This is a genomic window from Spirosoma jeollabukense, from assembly GCF_054777855.1.
In genome coordinates, this window is sequence record NZ_BAAHAD010000002.1 from 656,853 (window position 1) to 672,737 (window position 15,885).

Here is a 15,885-nt window from a genome sequence, read left to right on the forward strand (position 1 = left end):
CTAAAATTGCGCCGTTTTTAGTCCGTGTGTAAATATTTAGTAAACGTGATGGATGTAGTTTTTTTTAGTACTATTGCCCCGTCAAAATCCAAACGTTTCCTAACTATGAACCATACGCTTTTTCCGGCAATCGATCTGGCTGCTCACGCTCATTTACTACAATTTCGGTCACAATTGACAGTTGGTCTGCTGGCCCTTTCTCTAACCTTCACGGCAAATTCAGTCAATGCTTCTGCTAATCCAGTAAAGCCTACTATCGGTGTTAATGAGCCTACCAAAGGTAAGTGGGAAAGCTTGTTCGATGGTAAAACCTTAACGGGCTGGCACACGTACCTGAAAGCAGGTCAACCCGTCTCTGACAAATGGACGGTTGATGATGGCGCCATTCATTTAACGGCGGGTGGCGCTGGTGACCTGGTAACCGACAAGGAATACGGTGATTTTGAACTGGAAATAGAGTGGAAAATTGCGGAAGGTGGCAACAGTGGTATTATTTACCATGTTCATGAAGACCCTAAATACAAGGCTACCTACAATACGGGTCCTGAAATGCAGGTGCTTGACAATGAGCGCCATCCCGATGCTAAACAGGGGCGCGACAACAACCGCACCGCGGGTGCACTTTATGATTTACAAAAGCCCGTCACGCTTGGAGCCGCTAATCCGGCTGGTCAATGGAACAAAGCCAAACTGATTGTCAGTAAAGGAAAAGCGGAACAGTATCTAAATGGCAAGAAAACGGCAGAGTACCCAACCAGCGGTCCCGAATGGGATAAAATGGTGTCGGAGAGTAAATTTAAAGGGTGGGAAGGCTTTGGTAAATATGCGAGCGGTCATATTGCCCTGCAGGACCACGGTAATAAAGTCTGGTTTCGCAATATTCGGATTCGCGAATTATAGCCCAAAATTCTTATGACCTTCTCCCGCCGTACGGCCCTTAAAACGCTAACTGGTACCGCCCTGACGTTGCCTGTTCTGACGAATTCTTTTGCTAGTTCTATGGATCAACCTGCACAAGCTCCCCTCGCTCTGAAAGGAAATATCAACCACGCTGTATGCCGGTGGTGTTACAGCAAAATACCCCTCGACGATCTTTGCAAAGCCGCAAAGGACATGGGTATCAAGGGGATTGATTTGGCTGGTCCCGCTGAATGGCCTGTCCTGAAAAAGTATGGTCTTACCTGCTCTTTGCCACAGGGGGCCGGGAAAGGCATTACCGATGGATTTAATAATCCAAAACTTCATGACGAGCTTGTGGCCAGTTACGAAGGCATTTTCCCAAAGTTAAAAGAAGCAGGGCTGACCACTGTGATCTGCTTTTCCGGTAACCGGAAAGGCATGAGCAACGAAGAGGGAATGGACAACTGTGTTGTCGGGCTGAAGCGCCTGATGCCAAGTGCCGAAAAGTATGGTATCACGATGATTATGGAACTGCTCAACAGCAAAGTGAACCACGCCGATTACATGTGCGATCACACGGCCTGGGGCGCAGAAATGTGCAAGCGTGTTGGCTCGGATAACATCAAGCTCCTGTACGATATTTACCATATGCAAATTATGGAGGGTGATATCATTCGGACGATTCGTGAGCACAGCAAATACATCGGGCACTATCACACGGGAGGAAATCCCGGACGTAACGAAATTGATGAAACGCAGGAGCTTTATTATCCGGCTATCATGAAGGCCATCCTCGAAACGGGCTATAAAGGCTTTGTTGCCCAGGAGTTCATCCCTAAACGTGACCCATTGACCAGCCTGAAAGAAGCAGTATTAATATGTGATGTATAATTCGTAGTGACGCAACCCCTTGCGTCTCTACAGTTTGTAATTCTTATATTCGCCAATACGCCACCCGGTCAGCTTTTCTATGAAAGTTAGAAAGCGCACCCGGGGGGTGTATTTTTTTTGGGTGATATCAAAATCGAAAGTCCAGTTCAGGCGGTCGACGCGAGGCTGCATGACGGCAGGGTGTGTTCCCGTAAAGTGGGCTAATGAATCAATCTCGCCGTAGTCAAATACTTTAGCCCGGGCATCTGCGTCGGCGATGTTCTCATGGCTGGTATGCCAAAAGCGATTGGCGTATTCAAGCCGTTTTCGTTGCGTTTCAGGCGGTTTTACCCAGCCATAGTGATAAATATAAGCATCAATCAATTTGACCTTTAACTTGCGCTTGTCGCGTGTCCGAAAACCCTGTGCGTCCTTGTAAGAGACTACATTGCCCGTGTTTCGAATTACTCGTATTTCGCGACGATACCACTGACGGGAGTCGCCTATGTAGCTGTAGGAGCCGTAAAAATGCAGGTATTTGAAAAGCAGCCCATCAACATTCTCGTCTCTTAAATACGTTTGCATAGCCTCCCGCACTACCGGAATAGATCGCTCATGCAACACTTCATCGCCCTGGATATAAAAGGCCCAGTCGGCATCTGGTGAAATGGCAGCAAGAGCTTTATCAGTTTCCTGGGCTAACACCCGCCCTCCCGCAAGAGCGCTCTGATCCCAGGTTGTATGAACGATTCGAATTTTATCCGAAGGGATTGACTTGATCAAGTCCAGCGTATCGTCGTCTGAAGCACCTACGGCGATCACAAACTCATCACACAAGGGTAGTACAGACGTAATGGCTTCCACTATAGGATAATCGAATTGAACGGCATTACGGATAAAACTGAATCCGGCTACTTTCATGGCATACAGATCGGGTTGACTACGAGTCGGTAAAGATAAGTCTCAATTGCTACGTTATTCATTCAACGCTGCCCGGGCTTTATTATCTACGCTGTTTTTATACTCGTGCCGTTTGAAACTGAGCGCCTTCTGAAAAAAGGATCGAGCATGGGTACGATCGTTTTTTTGCCTGTAGATGTAACCTAGCTGCAGGGCAACTGTTGCCCCAAAGGACAGCTGATCCGGTTCGCTAAGCGTAAGAGCCCGGTTAAGATAGGGAATGGCAGCATCGGGTTCATTTCGGCGTTGAAAGATGCGCCCCATGCGGTAATTATATTCAGCTTTCTCTGGCGTCAGCGAAAATTTAGCCTCATTGTACGGACGAAGATACGTCAACGCGCTATCAGTGAAACCGCCGTCGGATGCTAATCGAGCGCGCATTAATACCTTCTGATTGGGAGAGACACCTCGTTTTAAATACGTCTCAGCGAACTTCTGTGCCGCCTTATCCGACTCAACCGTTGTATGACCGACAGATATAACTTTTTGCAAATAGGCACGGGATACCCTATCGCCAGCGCTGCGTTCATCGCCTAACCAGTGGCAGAGAAATAACTTATAGTACGTATCCTTCAGGAAATTCTGGCCTTTGTACGTTGTCAGAAACTGTTGAAAATGAGTTATGGATGCCACATATTCACCTTTTTGTAGAGAAATGTCACCCAGAATATTTTCAATTATTGGTAAGGCAAGGTAGTCTTTTCCCGTAGGTCGATTCGCCAGATAAGCGAGCGCCTGTTCGCTGTGCCCATTTTTCTGTTCAATTGTTGCCCCAAAGAAACAGAGCAACAGATTATCGGGATTCTCACTGATGAACCGTTGTAGCAGTTTCTCATCAGCGTCAGTAAACTTGAGTACATAGGCGCGTACCATGAAGTCGATCAAACGAGCTTCGCGGCCAAAAACGGGATCTTGCTGGGCGCCTTTCAACTCATCCTGGCCCTGCTTAATGTTGCCATGTAATCCTAATAGATTGGCTACCCAGACGTAATTCTCTGGTACGGAGCCAATCATTACGTGCAACGTACCCAGTGACTTATAAGTGGGCAGGAAATTGGGGAATCGTTTTTGGTTTTCCGCCAGCAGTTTATACGCGCGGATGACATCCCAGCTAGCGCTTACTTCTTTGCCGAATTTTAGTTTTACAAAGGCCCAATGTATACGTACTTCAGCTAACATAACGCGTTGCCACGGAGACGTATCATCTAACTTTTTCAGAATATCAAGCCGATCACTTTCGCGGTCGCTCAGGCGATCAAAGGCCTGCTCATCGTCGGAGGTGGCGAGTATAAGCATGTCAGCGTAATCGTCCAGAAAGATCTGAATACCATTCTCTGTAGATTCATGAGTCAACTGTTGCTGGGCAGGAGCAACTTTCAGTTTCTGCAGATCAGAAAAAGCGCGTTGCAAACCGGGTGTCCAGACGAAGTCCTGAGCTGATACAACAAACGGCAGAAGAACGAGCAGGGTTGTTGCAACCGCAACGCGACGAATGAAGGTCAGCATGGTTGTTTCAACAGGAAATAATGGCAAAAGGACAGTTCTAAACCAAAAAAGGTCGTCAACCCGACGACCTTTTTGATAAATAATTCTTGCTGATTACCGACCGCGACCAACGACGGCTGGTTCGGGCATGCCTTCAACATCGGCAAAAACTCGTCCGCAGTGTTCACAAACGATGATTTTCTTTTTGTCTTTAATGTCAGCCTGTCGCTGGGGTGGTACTACGTTGAAACAACCCCCACAAGCACCCCGCTTAACGACGACAACTGCCAGGCCGTTGAGCGCATTCCCGCGGATTTTGTTGTAGGAATTTAACAAACGTGGCTCAATGGTGGTTGCCTGCAGATCGCGCTGTCTGATAATTTCCTTTTCTTCTTCCTGGCTTTCCGACGTAATCTGGTCAAGTTCCTGCCTTTTAGCTTTCAGATCCTCTTTCCGTTCGTTCAGGGCCGCCTGTGTCGTTTTGATTTCTTCCTCTTTACCTCGAACGCGGAACTGTGCTTCGTTCGCGCGTTTTTCTACCAGTTCGATTTCAAGTGACTGAAGTTCGATTTCTTTTGAAATAGCGTCAAATTCCCGGTTATTACGGACGTTCATCTGCTGATCTTTATATTTAGTGATCAACTTTTCAGCGTCTTTCTTTGCTACGCGATTGCGTTCAATTTCTTCTTCCAGCGTCTTGATTTCGCTCTGGAACTTGCCAATCCGTGTTTCAAAGCCAGCGATGTCGTCCTCCAGATCACGGACTTCTTCGGGTAGACCACCGCGAATTTTAATAAGTTCGTCTAATTGAGAGTCAAGGGATTGCAGTTTCAGAAGAGCGTCTAATTTTTGCGCAATCGTCAGTTCCATTCGGAGTGTTGTGTTATAATGTATATTGTATAATGAATAATGTTTAACATAAGTTTTTGATAAAGCGCTGAAAAATAATCAGTTTTATAACCAACTTATTCTGTATACACTATTCATTAGAAATATTTGACCGGATTCGTATCGGTTTCCGATAAAATTACCGCAAAAGTAGTGAATTTTTTTAGCAAATGCCCGTAAATTAACTCTTTGGTGAAGACTTCACTTTCATAATGCCCTATGTCGCAGATGCCTATGCGTCCGTCAGCGTCGAAAAACTCGTGGTATTTATAGTCGGCCGTTACAAATATATCGGCTCCAGCCCGCAGGGCGTCCGGTAACAAAAAACTGCCTACGCCCCCACACACCGCCACACGTTTTATGGGCCGGTCGGGGAGGGGCGTGTACCGGATCAGGTTCAGTTGCATGTGTTCTTTCAGATACGAAAGCCATGAGTTGCTGTCCAACGGCTCTTCTAACTCGCCAACGGCCCCTGATCCAACTTCCTGATGGTGATTATCTAGTAGTGTGAGGTAATAAGCGACTTCTTCATACGGATGCGCCTGTTTCAGGGCCGCTATCAATTGTCCCTGCTGATGGGTTGGGATAATGACTTCCACTCTAGTTTCGAGTTCTTCATGATACTCGCCTATTTGACCAATAGCTGGCTGGCTGCTCTCACCGGGTTGATACGTACCAGTGCCTTCAACACGAAAACTACAGTTTTTATACTCACCAATCTGACCAGCTCCGGCTGTGTACAGGGCATCCAGCACGCGTTGGGTATCTGCAACAGGCACGAACGTTACGAGCTTGCTAAGCACATGCGTTTTAGGCGCTAATATTCGGACGTTATGCAAGTTTAGTTTCTCCGCAATCTTGAAATTGACGCCCCCTGCTACGTTGTCCAGATTCGTATGGGCGGCATAAAGGGCTATGTCGTTTTTTATGGCTTTAATAACGGTTCGCTCAACATAGGTTTTGCCATTTAATTTTTTCAGCCCCTTAAATACAATAGGGTGGTGAGCCACTATAACATTACAACCTTTGGCAATAGCCTCATCAACAACGGCTTCCGTAGCATCAAGGGTTACCAAAACGCTTGTGATCTCGGTCGTAGGGTCACCCACGATCAGGCCAGCATTATCATACGATTCCTGATAGGCGAGGGGGGCAAGTGCTTCGAGATAAGCAGTAAGATGGTGAATCTGGATCATTATGGACTGAATTTAATGGCAACGTATACAACTCTAAATCGTAATGATGGCTCATACTTAAGAGACATTTATCCCTACCGTTGCCTAAATGCGGACGGCATACGGTCAGTAAAGATTGCCTTTTGCTGTAAATGTGTCCACATTCGTATAGGCTATTTTGAAAAGATTTATGGTTTCCCTCTTAGCACTTTAAGCTTTAATACAATCGTGACCAAATCCTTTCGATAACTAAGAGGACCGGTCAAAGTCCATGTTTTTTGTTTCTCATTGTAAACCCAGCTGTTACCTGGTTCAGCAATAACTGTCATATATAGTGAGTGAATTTATAAGCTGCCATACCAACTCATACATATACATGTCTAGAACACGTCTCTTACTGCTAATTTGTGTAGGCGCATTGGTCGCCTTCGCGCTATACTGCGCTGCCCTTATCAACTGGATTGAGGATTATTCAACCGGGCTATATGACCGCAATTATGCCGGGTTGATGCTCGAAACAGGGGCTATTTTGATCTACACCTACTTGGGTATTCGGTTTTTCAATCGAAATTTGCGTTTGTTTCGATAGGGCAATTGCTGCTATACGCAGTACTCCTACGTCTCTATACGTAAAATAAGGGCACATGAGGATCTTCTGCTGGTTTTTAGTAATACTGGCTTTTTCTTGTCAGGAGAGTAAGCAGAAAATGGCGGATAGCCCGGATGCGGTGCGTGACCTGCTGATTGATCGATCCTTCTGGAAGTCAAATGCTTTATCGACGACGGGTGGTAACCGCATTAATATGCATCGCTTTACGATTACTAATACATCGCATAAGTATACATATAGAAATATAGAAGTTCGATTTGATTATTACGATAGCAGTCATCGTAAAATTGATACTGCCAAACGTATTGTCGACCAGTCGGTTGAACCACGGGCTGCCACACAAATTAATGACATCAAGGCTGACCTGTCAAAGCCGGGCGTAACATCTGCAACCGTCACGGTCATAAGCGCTTCAGTAAATTAATACTTAGTTAAATTTACTACAGCTTACTACATTTTAATTAATATAATTGTCAGGTAGCGAGATAGTTATAATAGATCTTTCCTGAGTATTTGCTAAAAAGGAAATATTGGAAAGGAAAAGCGTAAACAACATGCGCCGATGCTTTGTTAAAAGAAAGTGAATATAATACGACAGTGGTCGTGATGGTATTCATTTTATAAAACATTCACTAAAGGGGAAACCCAAAACGGCATGAAAAAAATAGCTGTAATAGTCACTGCACTTGCTTTAACAATGGGCATTGCTCAGGCTCAGGATAGTAAAATCAAGAAAAAAGCTGAAACTGTAGAAGCCAAGGCTGAAGTAGCGGCTGACAAAGCTGCGCTGAAAGAGAATAAAGCAGAGCGCAAAGCGGCAAAAGCAAGCGGTGATAAAGAAGCGCTGAAAGCGGCTCGTAAAGATAGAATGAAGAAAGAAGGCGAGCTAGTTAAAGACCAGGCAAAGAAAGATGTCAAAGTAGTAAAGGAAAAATTTTAGTTGTATTTCCTTTTATATAAGCAACGCCCGATTTTAGCTAAAATCGGGCGTTGCTTATATAAGACGTTCAGGGATTGATAATTGTAAGATTGAAACGAGTAATTAATCTTCCTGAATTGTAACATCATGTTTTTTTGCGGCCTTTCGAATTCGTTCTTTAATGATGTTCACTTCGTCGGGGTCATATTTAGCTGCGTTGTCTTTGTGATTGATGTAGCTCCAGGCGGCTCTTACATGCTCAGGCGTGTCGATCGGGTACTTTTTGTTGGTACGATCGGCGAACTCAACGTCTCCGTATTTGTGCTCGCCTTCGGTTGGTTTGACGTCGTCGCGCTGGTCAATTTTTGGATCTTTAGCCATGATTGCTGAGTAATTAAGTGAATTGATTCAACGAGACCTGTGGGTCAAATGTTTGTTAAAATTAAGCTTTAGGATATACCATGTCGATGCTATTTTCTCCACTTTCCATTCAAAGTGTTCAGTTCAAAAACCGTATTGTTGTGTCGCCTATGTGCCAGTATTCCAGTGAAGATGGCTTTGCCACAGACTGGCATCTGGTGCATTTGGGTAGTCGCGCCGTGGGCGGAGCGGGCCTGATTATCAGCGAAGCAACGGCCATTTCGCCGGAAGGAAGAATCTCACCGGATGACCTGGGTATCTGGCTGGATGACCATATCCCGACGTTGAAACGAATCACGCAATTCATCAGGCATAACGGGTCTATAGCGGGTATTCAGTTGGCCCATGCGGGTCGAAAGGCCAGTACACAAAGTCCGTGGAAAGGAGGCAATCCAATTTCTCCGACGGAGGAAGGTGGCTGGCAAACCGTAGCGCCTAGTGCTGTTCCGTTTCACGAGGGTGGTCCCGAGCCGGTAGCATTAACTGATGAGGGCCTTGAAAAAGTACGAGCTGACTTTGAGGCTGCGGCTACCCGTGCGCTGGAAGCTGGTTTTCAAGTCATTGAAATCCACGCGGCCCATGGGTATTTGTTGCATCAATTTCTGTCCCCGTTGAGTAATCAACGTAGTGATTCCTACGGTGGATCGTTTGAAAACCGCATTCGCCTGTTACTCGAAGTCGTCGAACGCGTTAAACTCGTATGGCCGTCAAGTCTGCCGTTGTTCGTCCGAATATCAGCTACCGATTGGACCGAAGGTGGCTGGACTGCCGAAGAGGCCATTGCGTTAGCGGCTGTTCTTAAAGATAAGGGCGTGGATGTAATCGACTGCTCATCCGGCGGGAACGTAGCAAAGGTAAAAATTCCGGTAGGTCCCGGCTATCAGGTGACGTTTGCCGAACGTATCAAACAGGAAACCGGAATAATGACGGCCGCCGTTGGACTCATTACATCGGCCGAGCAGGCGGAGGAAATTCTGAAAACTGGTCAGGCTGATTTGGTATTGCTAGCGCGTGAATTTTTGCGCGATCCTTATTTTCCATTGCATGCCGCTCACGCGCTAGGAGATGATATAACTTGGCCAGAGCAGTATGACCGGGCAAAGCCACGTTGATTAATTAGGCTGAGAGTAAACATTTTAGCCCGTTTGCTAGTAATCTTGCCAGCGAAGGGTAAGCGTTAGTTGTACAATCACCTTAATTAAACAAAAAGAAATCATGCGTTGGTTAGGAGGACGTGAAAGTGATAATGTTGAAGACCGTCGGGGAAGCGGTGGTGGTGGCTTGCTGGTCGGTGGTGGTATTGGCACCGTCGTCATTGCGGTTATCGTTATGTTACTGGGTGGCGATCCGTCGCAAATTCTGAACCAAAGCGAACCCGAAGAGGCCACCAGTCAGGCGCCAGCGGGTCCACAGCCCGACGATGCTGCGGCTTCATTTACCCGTAAGGTGCTGGCCAGTACTGAAGATGTCTGGACAAAAGTATTCGCGGAACAGGGAAATCAATACAGAAAACCAACCTTAGTGATGTTTCGCAACGTAACGCAGTCGGGCTGCGGCACAGCACAGGAAGCGATGGGTCCTTTTTACTGTCCTGAAGACCAGAAGGTATACATTGATTTATCCTTTTACGACGAACTTGCGAAACGGTTTCAGGCGCCCGGCGACTTTGCGATGGCCTACGTAGTGGCGCATGAGATAGGACACCATGTGCAAAAGCAGCTAGGAATTATGGACAAAACGGATGAACTACGTCAGCGCTTAAGCGAACGTGAATACAACCGCGTATCGGTGCGTCTGGAATTACAGGCTGACTTCTTTGCTGGCGTTTGGGCAAATCGGGCACAGGGACAGAGTATTGCGCTCGATGCAAACGACGTGGAGGCAGCCCTCACAGCGGCTAATGCCATTGGCGACGACAAGATTCAGGAGCAAACACAGGGCCGCGTGGTGCCCGATGCTTTTACGCATGGCACCTCTGCCCAACGCGTATATTGGTTCAAAAAAGGACTTAAAACCGGCGACATTAAACAGGGGGATACGTTCAATAGTAACGAGGATGCGAATTTGTAGTAAACTTTAATAGGATACCACAAAAAAAACGGACCATGCATGGTCCGTTTTTTTTGTGGTACAACGTAACGCGGCTTTCCAGCCGCGCTGCCTGACTACTTTTTCCATTCGGTCAGGAACTCGTTAAAAGCTTGTTCCAATGCTTTCAGGGCATCCGATAAGCCACTGGTATCATTCACTTTTAATTTCCCCTCGGCCGTTCGGGCAATGTCGGCCACACGCGAAACGCCGATGGTTCCCGCGCTTCCTTTGAGGGTATGCAAGTGGCTTTTTACGGTTGGAATGTCGCCAAGATCATACGCCGATAGCGCACCCTTGACTAGCTCATCCGCTTCATTCACAAACTCCTCCATAATACTATCGACCAAATCCTGACCGCCAATGTCGCGCAACTGCCCAACAATTTCTTCGTCAATAATGGGCAGCGCAGGTTCAGCGGGCACTGCTACGTTCTTGGGCAATAGCATTGGGGCATCATGCTGTTTGGCCCGGTTCGCATCCGTTAGTTCCTTTACTTTTGCCACCAGACTTTGGGCACGAATGGGTTTGGCAATGTAATCGTCGAGCCCCTGGCTCAGGAAGCGTTCACGGTCTTCGCGCATCGAATAGGCCGTCATAGCAACGATCGTCGGGAGGGTTTTGCCAAATTGTTTGCGCAGATTTCGTGTGGTTTCAACGCCATCCATATCCGGCATTTGGATGTCCATGAAAATGACATCGAACCCACTGAAACTGCCTTCTTTTTTCAACTTTTCGGCCTTCTCTACTTCGCTGATGGCAGCCGGTCCGCTGTCGGCAGTCGTCACCATGCAACCCGACTTGCGCAGAATTTCACTGGCTACTTTACGGTTCACCGCATTGTCATCAACCAGCAGTACGTTCGGATGGTAGGTGCTGAAGAAGTTGGCCAGCGCTATTTCGGCTACTTCGGTGGCTTGCTGTGTCGGGCTAATGCTGGTCTCTTTCAGTTCAATGGTGAACCAGAAATTACTGCCCATACCTACCGTCGATTCTACACCAATCTCACCTTTCATCAGGTGCGCCAACTCTTTCGAAATGGCCAGCCCAAGGCCCGTTCCGCCAAAGGATTTTCGCGACGACGTATCAACCTGGCTAAATGAATTAAAGAGCAAATCGATGTTCTGGGGCGAAATGCCGATACCAGAATCCTTCACGACGACCCGAATCCGGTTGAACTTACCCCGTTTGCTCAGTAGCGTTGCCTCGACACGGATAGCCCCGTTTTCGGTGAATTTGATCGCATTAGAAGTCAGATTCGACAGCACTTGCAGGAGCCGGGTCTGGTCGGCAATCACGAATGTGGGTAACTCAGGGTCAAGGTGATACGTCAGTTTATTGTTCTTGGAATTCGCCTGTTGGCCAAACAGGGCAATCAACTTCTCGAAAATTTCCTTGAACGCCACTGGCGCTTCGTGCAGCATCATTTTACCGGCTTCAATTTTGGACAGATCCAGAATATCGTTCAGGATATTTAGCAGCGTTTCTGACGAGCGTTTAACTGTCCGGACGTAGCTACGTTGTTCATCATCCAACTGCGTGTCGTTCAGCAGGTCAATCATGCCGATCACCCCATTCATGGGCGTTCGGATTTCGTGACTCATGTTAGCCAGAAACTGCTCTTTCACCTTCAATGACCGTTCAGCCTCTTCTTTAGCTTTCACTAATTCGGCCGATTGCCGCTTCAGCTCGGTAATGTCGCGGGCCAGAACGGCTACCACTGAGTTACCACCCGGCGTTGTGGAATCGCCCGACCCGTCGTTCAACATCAGCATGTTAAACATAAACTGGCGTTCGCTGCCATCTTTCCGGCGCATACTGGCCTCAAAATTCCGTAGGCTGCGGTTACGGCCAAGCTTGAACATGGCGTGCCGAATGTCATTCTCATCAATGAAATACTGGGTTATTTCCTGGCCCAGCACTTCATCGGGCGTATAACCCATACGCTTGAAAATCGACGGGCTAATCATGGTGATACGTCCTTTGCGGTCTACGCGGGCATAGATATCCTGTAGGTTTTCGAAAATGCCCCGGAATTTTTCTTCACTCTGGCGGGTCGCAATTTCGGCACGTCGGCGGTTTGTAATGTCGCGTGCAATACCCGATACTTCGTCGATAACACCACCCGCCAACAAAATAGGGTTAAGGTGAAATTCGAGGTACGTTTCGCCTTTAGGCGTTTCAAAATATAACTCAAAATTCTGTGGATGACCCCTAAACGTCTGCCTGTATTTTTCTTCCAGGCGTTTCCGATTGTCTTCTCCAAACATGCGCCAGCCTAACTCTGGGGCACTCGACTGAATGGATGGTGATTCGTCCAGTTGGTATTCAATCAGGCGGGCGTAATTTTTATTAAACGAGGTCAATTGCAGGGCCTTGTTTACCGACCAGATCAGATAGGTACTGCTGTCAAAAATAGCATTCAGGCGGGCGTTTTGCTTATCCAGCCGAGCCTCCGATTGTTTGCGGGCAATGGCCAGGGCTACCTGTCCGGAAATAAATTCCAGCAGTTCCAGATCACGGGGGCCGTAGGTTTGGGCATCGTCGTAAGATTTCACGCCAATAATCCCCGTAATCTCATCGCCAATACGTAGTGGAGCCGTGAGCATCACCTGCGGCTGGCGCAGGCCATACAGGTCAATCTGGTGCTGATCGGATAATTGCCGGATATCTTTTTCGTACAGAAACAGCGGCTTGTTTGCCAGAATCGTGTATTCGATGATGCCGTTGCCCAGTTTTCGTTTGGTGAACCGCATACTGCTGCCGAAGTATTCATCGACGTAGTAGGGGAACGATAAGTAGGTCTTGCTGGTGTCATAGAGGGCGATGAAGAAATTTCGGGCATCGATAATATGCCCTAATTCCTCATGAATTTTGCTATACAGGTCGGCTAAATTCGGAGCATTGATGGTCCAGTTGGCGATACTATAATAGAGTTTCTGCGATTTTTCGGCCCTGATCCGGCCGGTGGTATCGTGTAGAATACACCGAAAAGCGGTTGGGCGGCCATTATCGAACCGGCAGTTGATGCTACCCGACAGAAACAGGGTTTTACCAGATTTACTCCGGAAAACGGTTTCAACATAGGGGAGTTTATCGCCTTCCTGAATGCGTTTCAGCATGCCCAGCGTACTTTCGGCGTAGTCAGGATGGAGCACATCCCGCAGATTCAGGGCAGAAATCTCTTCGGAGCTATAGCCCAATATGTCCCGCCAGGCCCGGTTCACGAATATGAATTTGCCGTCGAGCGTTAGCAACTGGATCAGGTCAGAGGTGTTGTCGACCAGGTCCTGCAATTGGGCATTGGTATTCGACAAGGCCGAAGCGACCCGTCGTTTATTCGTTACATCTTCGCCAATGATTGTGAACGATGCAACATGATCGTCGGAGCCGTTGATAATGAATGAATTAACCTGTACGTTCCGTAGTGCTCCACTGCGAGCCAGCAAAGTGATCTCCTTTTGTTCGGGAAACCCCCCTTTGGCTAATGCTTCCGTAAACTCAGCTTCGAGCCGAGGTCGATCAGCCGATGGAATGAAGATATCAAAAAAGTTTTTGCCGATGATATCGCCTGATTGCCAGGCCGTAACACGGTAAGTATATGGATTGACGTAACTTAGTGTGCCATCACGTTCGATGGTGAGTCCAATCAAATTAAGTTGGTCAACGGTCTGGCGTACGTCGAATGCCGGCAATACGTCCGATACAGCGAGTCCGTCGCGTTCGTTATGAAGCCGTTGGATTTCGGCCAGTAATTCATCTTTAGTTTTAGCAGACCAGCGCATGGAATGGGTAATGAGTCGGTGAATAAGAATGCTGACTAGTTAAATTTACAATAAATATTGGTTTACTCTGATAATTATATGACAATGGGTTTCAGTAAGTAGACGATTTACTGTCAAATAAGTAGTGCTTACTGACTAAATTATCCTTTACTACGTAGGTTAAAACGCTATTTTAAACCGTCAGGTTCTGGCCTTCCATCGTAGGACATAGCCATCAACTCAGGTGAAACATTGATGATCTTTAAATATAGGACTTTCACTCGGAGCCGTGCCACGGTTCATTAAGCGTCATGAAAAACCGTGGCACGGCTCCGAGTGAAAGTCTTAAAATAGCAGAGCTCGAAATAATGTAGTATTTGAAAGCGAACGCTGGAGTCGAATAGTGGATCTAAAGTGAAATGGTTCGTGAATTGCCAAGTATTGCTTATTTTGCTACGTATCCTCCCAAAACCATGTTAAAAAGTTCTATCTGTCTGTTGATCCTGTTCGTAATGATGGCTTGTGAGCCATTCGATCTGACCAGAAAAAACTTCCCGGTATGCGCAAAACCAGCGGCAAATATTGGTTATACAGCTGGTTTGCTGGACGTTACCTTCTTTCTCGACGGTCCACAGGGGGATATTGGCGCGGTTGGTTGGGATCCTGGCGATGGTAAAGGAATTGGCCGTGTTGGCACGCGCGTGACCTATACATACGACAAAGCGGGCACGTATACAGTTACGCTAACAATCGCCAATTCGTGCGACGATAAATTTACAATCACCAAGCAGATTACCGTCCATAATTAACCTGTTATGCGCCTATTTTTAGTTATTGTTCTGGGTTTATTTTTAGTCTTGCCGGGATGGGCTCAGGAACGCGTTAGTCATGTTCAGATATGGGTAATTGACTCATCGCAACTCGAGATTCGCTACGACCTGCTAACGATTCGACCGGGCGACTCAATCTATTTTAATGTACAGAGCCGGTTGCGGGGAAACCTGCAGATTGCACCTGAGTTTGTTCGGGGGGATGTAGGTAAGCAAATTACCAGCGGCACCGAACGACGTATCGTGTGGGACGCGCTGGCGAATGGTTATGCCTTGAATGAAGAAATCCGGGCTACGGTGCTTGTCAAAACCGGTTCGCCCATAACGGCTAATCAACCTACGCCACCAGTACCCATTGCGGCTTCGCAACCTCCTGTAACCGCACCAAAAGTAGAAACGGCCCCCACAACACCATCCACCGTGATGGAATCTGTGAATGAGCCGAAGCCTGTAACGCCCGAAAAGCCTGTTGTTTCGGTGACAGAACAAACGAACGAACCGGCCCCGCAACCTGTTCAAACCAAACCATTACCCGCCCGCGAAGAACGTCAGCAAAAAACGCGCTATGTAGGGCCAGCCTGGGCATTGCTATCGGCCATAGCGCCTGGTATCGGCAATATTTTTGTACAGACACCCAGACCTAAAGTAGGTATACGGCCGTTGTTGACGGTGGGTTGTTACGGTTTAGTCGTGTATGGGTTAATGGAGCGGCAAAAGTCGCAGGATGAGTATGCTGTCTATTCGGTACAGAAAAACATGACGGCTGGCGAACCGTACTACCAAACGGCTAATACGCATCATCAGCGCTATTTCCTGGCTACGCGGGGTGCTATGGTGCTGGCTGCGGCCGATGTTATATTCACTTTTATCAGGGGCATTCGTAACACGAAGTTGCAGAAAGCGTCATCCATTACGGTATGGCCGGGACTCCAGGCCGGCCAACTAACGGCTGTTGCCCGGTATTCGTTTTAATATG

General features: G+C 47.4%; 15 protein-coding genes. 9 read left to right on the forward strand and 6 right to left on the reverse strand.

What is annotated here, in order from left to right:
* Positions 1–105: 105 nt before the first annotated feature.
* Entirely contained in the window at positions 106–900 is a 795-nt protein-coding gene (locus tag ACYVEA_RS11130) for a 3-keto-disaccharide hydrolase (RefSeq protein WP_461113496.1), read from the forward strand.
* 12 nt (positions 901–912) lie between these two features.
* Complete coding sequence (locus ACYVEA_RS11135; protein WP_461113497.1) at positions 913–1,791, forward strand: hydroxypyruvate isomerase family protein; 879 nt, start codon at positions 913–915, stop codon at positions 1,789–1,791.
* A gap of 27 nt (positions 1,792–1,818) precedes the next feature.
* Here ACYVEA_RS11135 and ACYVEA_RS11140 read toward each other — a convergent pair whose 3' ends face one another.
* The 4 genes from ACYVEA_RS11140 to ACYVEA_RS11155 form a co-directional block, all read right to left on the reverse strand.
* Positions 1,819–2,691 (reverse strand): glycosyltransferase family protein, encoded by an 873-nt coding sequence (locus tag ACYVEA_RS11140; RefSeq protein WP_461113498.1) that lies wholly within the window; start codon positions 2,689–2,691, stop codon positions 1,819–1,821.
* Positions 2,692–2,745: 54 nt separating this feature from the next.
* Positions 2,746–4,236, reverse strand: coding sequence for a tetratricopeptide repeat protein (locus ACYVEA_RS11145; RefSeq protein ID WP_461113499.1), 1,491 nt, complete (start codon positions 4,234–4,236; stop codon positions 2,746–2,748).
* Positions 4,237–4,329: 93 nt separating this feature from the next.
* Positions 4,330–5,085 carry a zinc ribbon domain-containing protein gene (locus tag ACYVEA_RS11150; RefSeq protein ID WP_461113500.1) on the reverse strand — a complete coding sequence of 252 codons (756 nt, stop codon included), beginning with the start codon at positions 5,083–5,085 and terminating at the stop codon, positions 4,330–4,332.
* 116 nt (positions 5,086–5,201) lie between these two features.
* Positions 5,202–6,299: a Nif3-like dinuclear metal center hexameric protein gene (locus tag ACYVEA_RS11155; RefSeq protein WP_461113501.1), complete on the reverse strand. Its 1,098-nt coding sequence runs from the start codon at positions 6,297–6,299 to the stop codon at positions 5,202–5,204.
* A gap of 355 nt (positions 6,300–6,654) precedes the next feature.
* Here ACYVEA_RS11155 and ACYVEA_RS11160 point away from each other — a divergent pair, with 355 nt between their 5' ends.
* The 3 genes from ACYVEA_RS11160 to ACYVEA_RS11170 all read left to right on the forward strand — a co-directional run bounded on the left by ACYVEA_RS11160 (position 6,655) and on the right by ACYVEA_RS11170 (position 7,828).
* On the forward strand, positions 6,655–6,867 hold the full coding sequence (locus tag ACYVEA_RS11160) for a hypothetical protein (protein ID WP_461113502.1): 213 nt from the start codon (positions 6,655–6,657) through the stop codon (positions 6,865–6,867).
* 55 nt (positions 6,868–6,922) lie between these two features.
* Complete coding sequence (locus ACYVEA_RS11165; protein WP_461113503.1) at positions 6,923–7,312, forward strand: hypothetical protein; 390 nt, start codon at positions 6,923–6,925, stop codon at positions 7,310–7,312.
* 231 nt (positions 7,313–7,543) lie between these two features.
* Positions 7,544–7,828 (forward strand): hypothetical protein, encoded by a 285-nt coding sequence (locus ACYVEA_RS11170; RefSeq protein ID WP_461113504.1) that lies wholly within the window; start codon positions 7,544–7,546, stop codon positions 7,826–7,828.
* A 102-nt stretch (positions 7,829–7,930) separates the two neighbouring features.
* On the opposite strand, the gene ACYVEA_RS11175 is transcribed toward ACYVEA_RS11170, so the two are convergent.
* Positions 7,931–8,188: a DUF6582 domain-containing protein gene (locus ACYVEA_RS11175; protein ID WP_461113505.1), complete on the reverse strand. Its 258-nt coding sequence runs from the start codon at positions 8,186–8,188 to the stop codon at positions 7,931–7,933.
* 80 nt (positions 8,189–8,268) lie between these two features.
* Between ACYVEA_RS11175 and namA the strand changes: the two genes are divergently transcribed.
* Both namA and ypfJ read left to right on the forward strand, forming a co-directional pair.
* Positions 8,269–9,339: an NADPH dehydrogenase NamA gene (gene namA / locus ACYVEA_RS11180; RefSeq protein ID WP_461113506.1), complete on the forward strand. Its 1,071-nt coding sequence runs from the start codon at positions 8,269–8,271 to the stop codon at positions 9,337–9,339.
* Between the two features lie 103 nt (positions 9,340–9,442).
* A complete protein-coding gene (gene ypfJ, locus ACYVEA_RS11185; RefSeq protein WP_461113507.1) occupies positions 9,443–10,297 on the forward strand; it encodes a KPN_02809 family neutral zinc metallopeptidase in 855 nt (284 codons plus the stop codon).
* Positions 10,298–10,392: 95 nt separating this feature from the next.
* On the opposite strand, the gene ACYVEA_RS11190 is transcribed toward ypfJ, so the two are convergent.
* Complete coding sequence (locus ACYVEA_RS11190; RefSeq protein WP_461113508.1) at positions 10,393–14,100, reverse strand: PAS domain S-box protein; 3,708 nt, start codon at positions 14,098–14,100, stop codon at positions 10,393–10,395.
* A gap of 452 nt (positions 14,101–14,552) precedes the next feature.
* Here ACYVEA_RS11190 and ACYVEA_RS11195 point away from each other — a divergent pair, with 452 nt between their 5' ends.
* Both ACYVEA_RS11195 and ACYVEA_RS11200 read left to right on the forward strand, forming a co-directional pair.
* Positions 14,553–14,888 carry a PKD domain-containing protein gene (locus ACYVEA_RS11195; protein WP_461113509.1) on the forward strand — a complete coding sequence of 112 codons (336 nt, stop codon included), beginning with the start codon at positions 14,553–14,555 and terminating at the stop codon, positions 14,886–14,888.
* Between the two features lie 6 nt (positions 14,889–14,894).
* Complete coding sequence (locus ACYVEA_RS11200) at positions 14,895–15,881, forward strand: hypothetical protein (protein ID WP_461113510.1); 987 nt, start codon at positions 14,895–14,897, stop codon at positions 15,879–15,881.
* Positions 15,882–15,885 lie beyond the last annotated feature (4 nt).

Coding starts and splice junctions, on each gene's coding strand:
- namA (WP_461113506.1), top strand. CDS start 8,269: ATGTCGATGCTATTTTCTCCACTTTCCATTCAAAGTGTTCAGTTCAAA.
- ACYVEA_RS11135 (WP_461113497.1), top strand. CDS start 913: ATGACCTTCTCCCGCCGTACGGCCCTTAAAACGCTAACTGGTACCGCC.
- ACYVEA_RS11145 (WP_461113499.1), bottom strand. CDS start 4,236: ATGCTGACCTTCATTCGTCGCGTTGCGGTTGCAACAACCCTGCTCGTT.
- ACYVEA_RS11175 (WP_461113505.1), bottom strand. CDS start 8,188: ATGGCTAAAGATCCAAAAATTGACCAGCGCGACGACGTCAAACCAACC.
- ACYVEA_RS11190 (WP_461113508.1), bottom strand. CDS start 14,100: ATGCGCTGGTCTGCTAAAACTAAAGATGAATTACTGGCCGAAATCCAA.
- ACYVEA_RS11140 (WP_461113498.1), bottom strand. CDS start 2,691: ATGAAAGTAGCCGGATTCAGTTTTATCCGTAATGCCGTTCAATTCGAT.
- ACYVEA_RS11150 (WP_461113500.1), bottom strand. CDS start 5,085: ATGGAACTGACGATTGCGCAAAAATTAGACGCTCTTCTGAAACTGCAA.
- ACYVEA_RS11155 (WP_461113501.1), bottom strand. CDS start 6,299: ATGATCCAGATTCACCATCTTACTGCTTATCTCGAAGCACTTGCCCCC.
- ACYVEA_RS11170 (WP_461113504.1), top strand. CDS start 7,544: ATGAAAAAAATAGCTGTAATAGTCACTGCACTTGCTTTAACAATGGGC.
- ACYVEA_RS11165 (WP_461113503.1), top strand. CDS start 6,923: ATGAGGATCTTCTGCTGGTTTTTAGTAATACTGGCTTTTTCTTGTCAG.
- ACYVEA_RS11200 (WP_461113510.1), top strand. CDS start 14,895: ATGCGCCTATTTTTAGTTATTGTTCTGGGTTTATTTTTAGTCTTGCCG.
- ACYVEA_RS11130 (WP_461113496.1), top strand. CDS start 106: ATGAACCATACGCTTTTTCCGGCAATCGATCTGGCTGCTCACGCTCAT.
- ypfJ (WP_461113507.1), top strand. CDS start 9,443: ATGCGTTGGTTAGGAGGACGTGAAAGTGATAATGTTGAAGACCGTCGG.
- ACYVEA_RS11195 (WP_461113509.1), top strand. CDS start 14,553: ATGTTAAAAAGTTCTATCTGTCTGTTGATCCTGTTCGTAATGATGGCT.
- ACYVEA_RS11160 (WP_461113502.1), top strand. CDS start 6,655: ATGTCTAGAACACGTCTCTTACTGCTAATTTGTGTAGGCGCATTGGTC.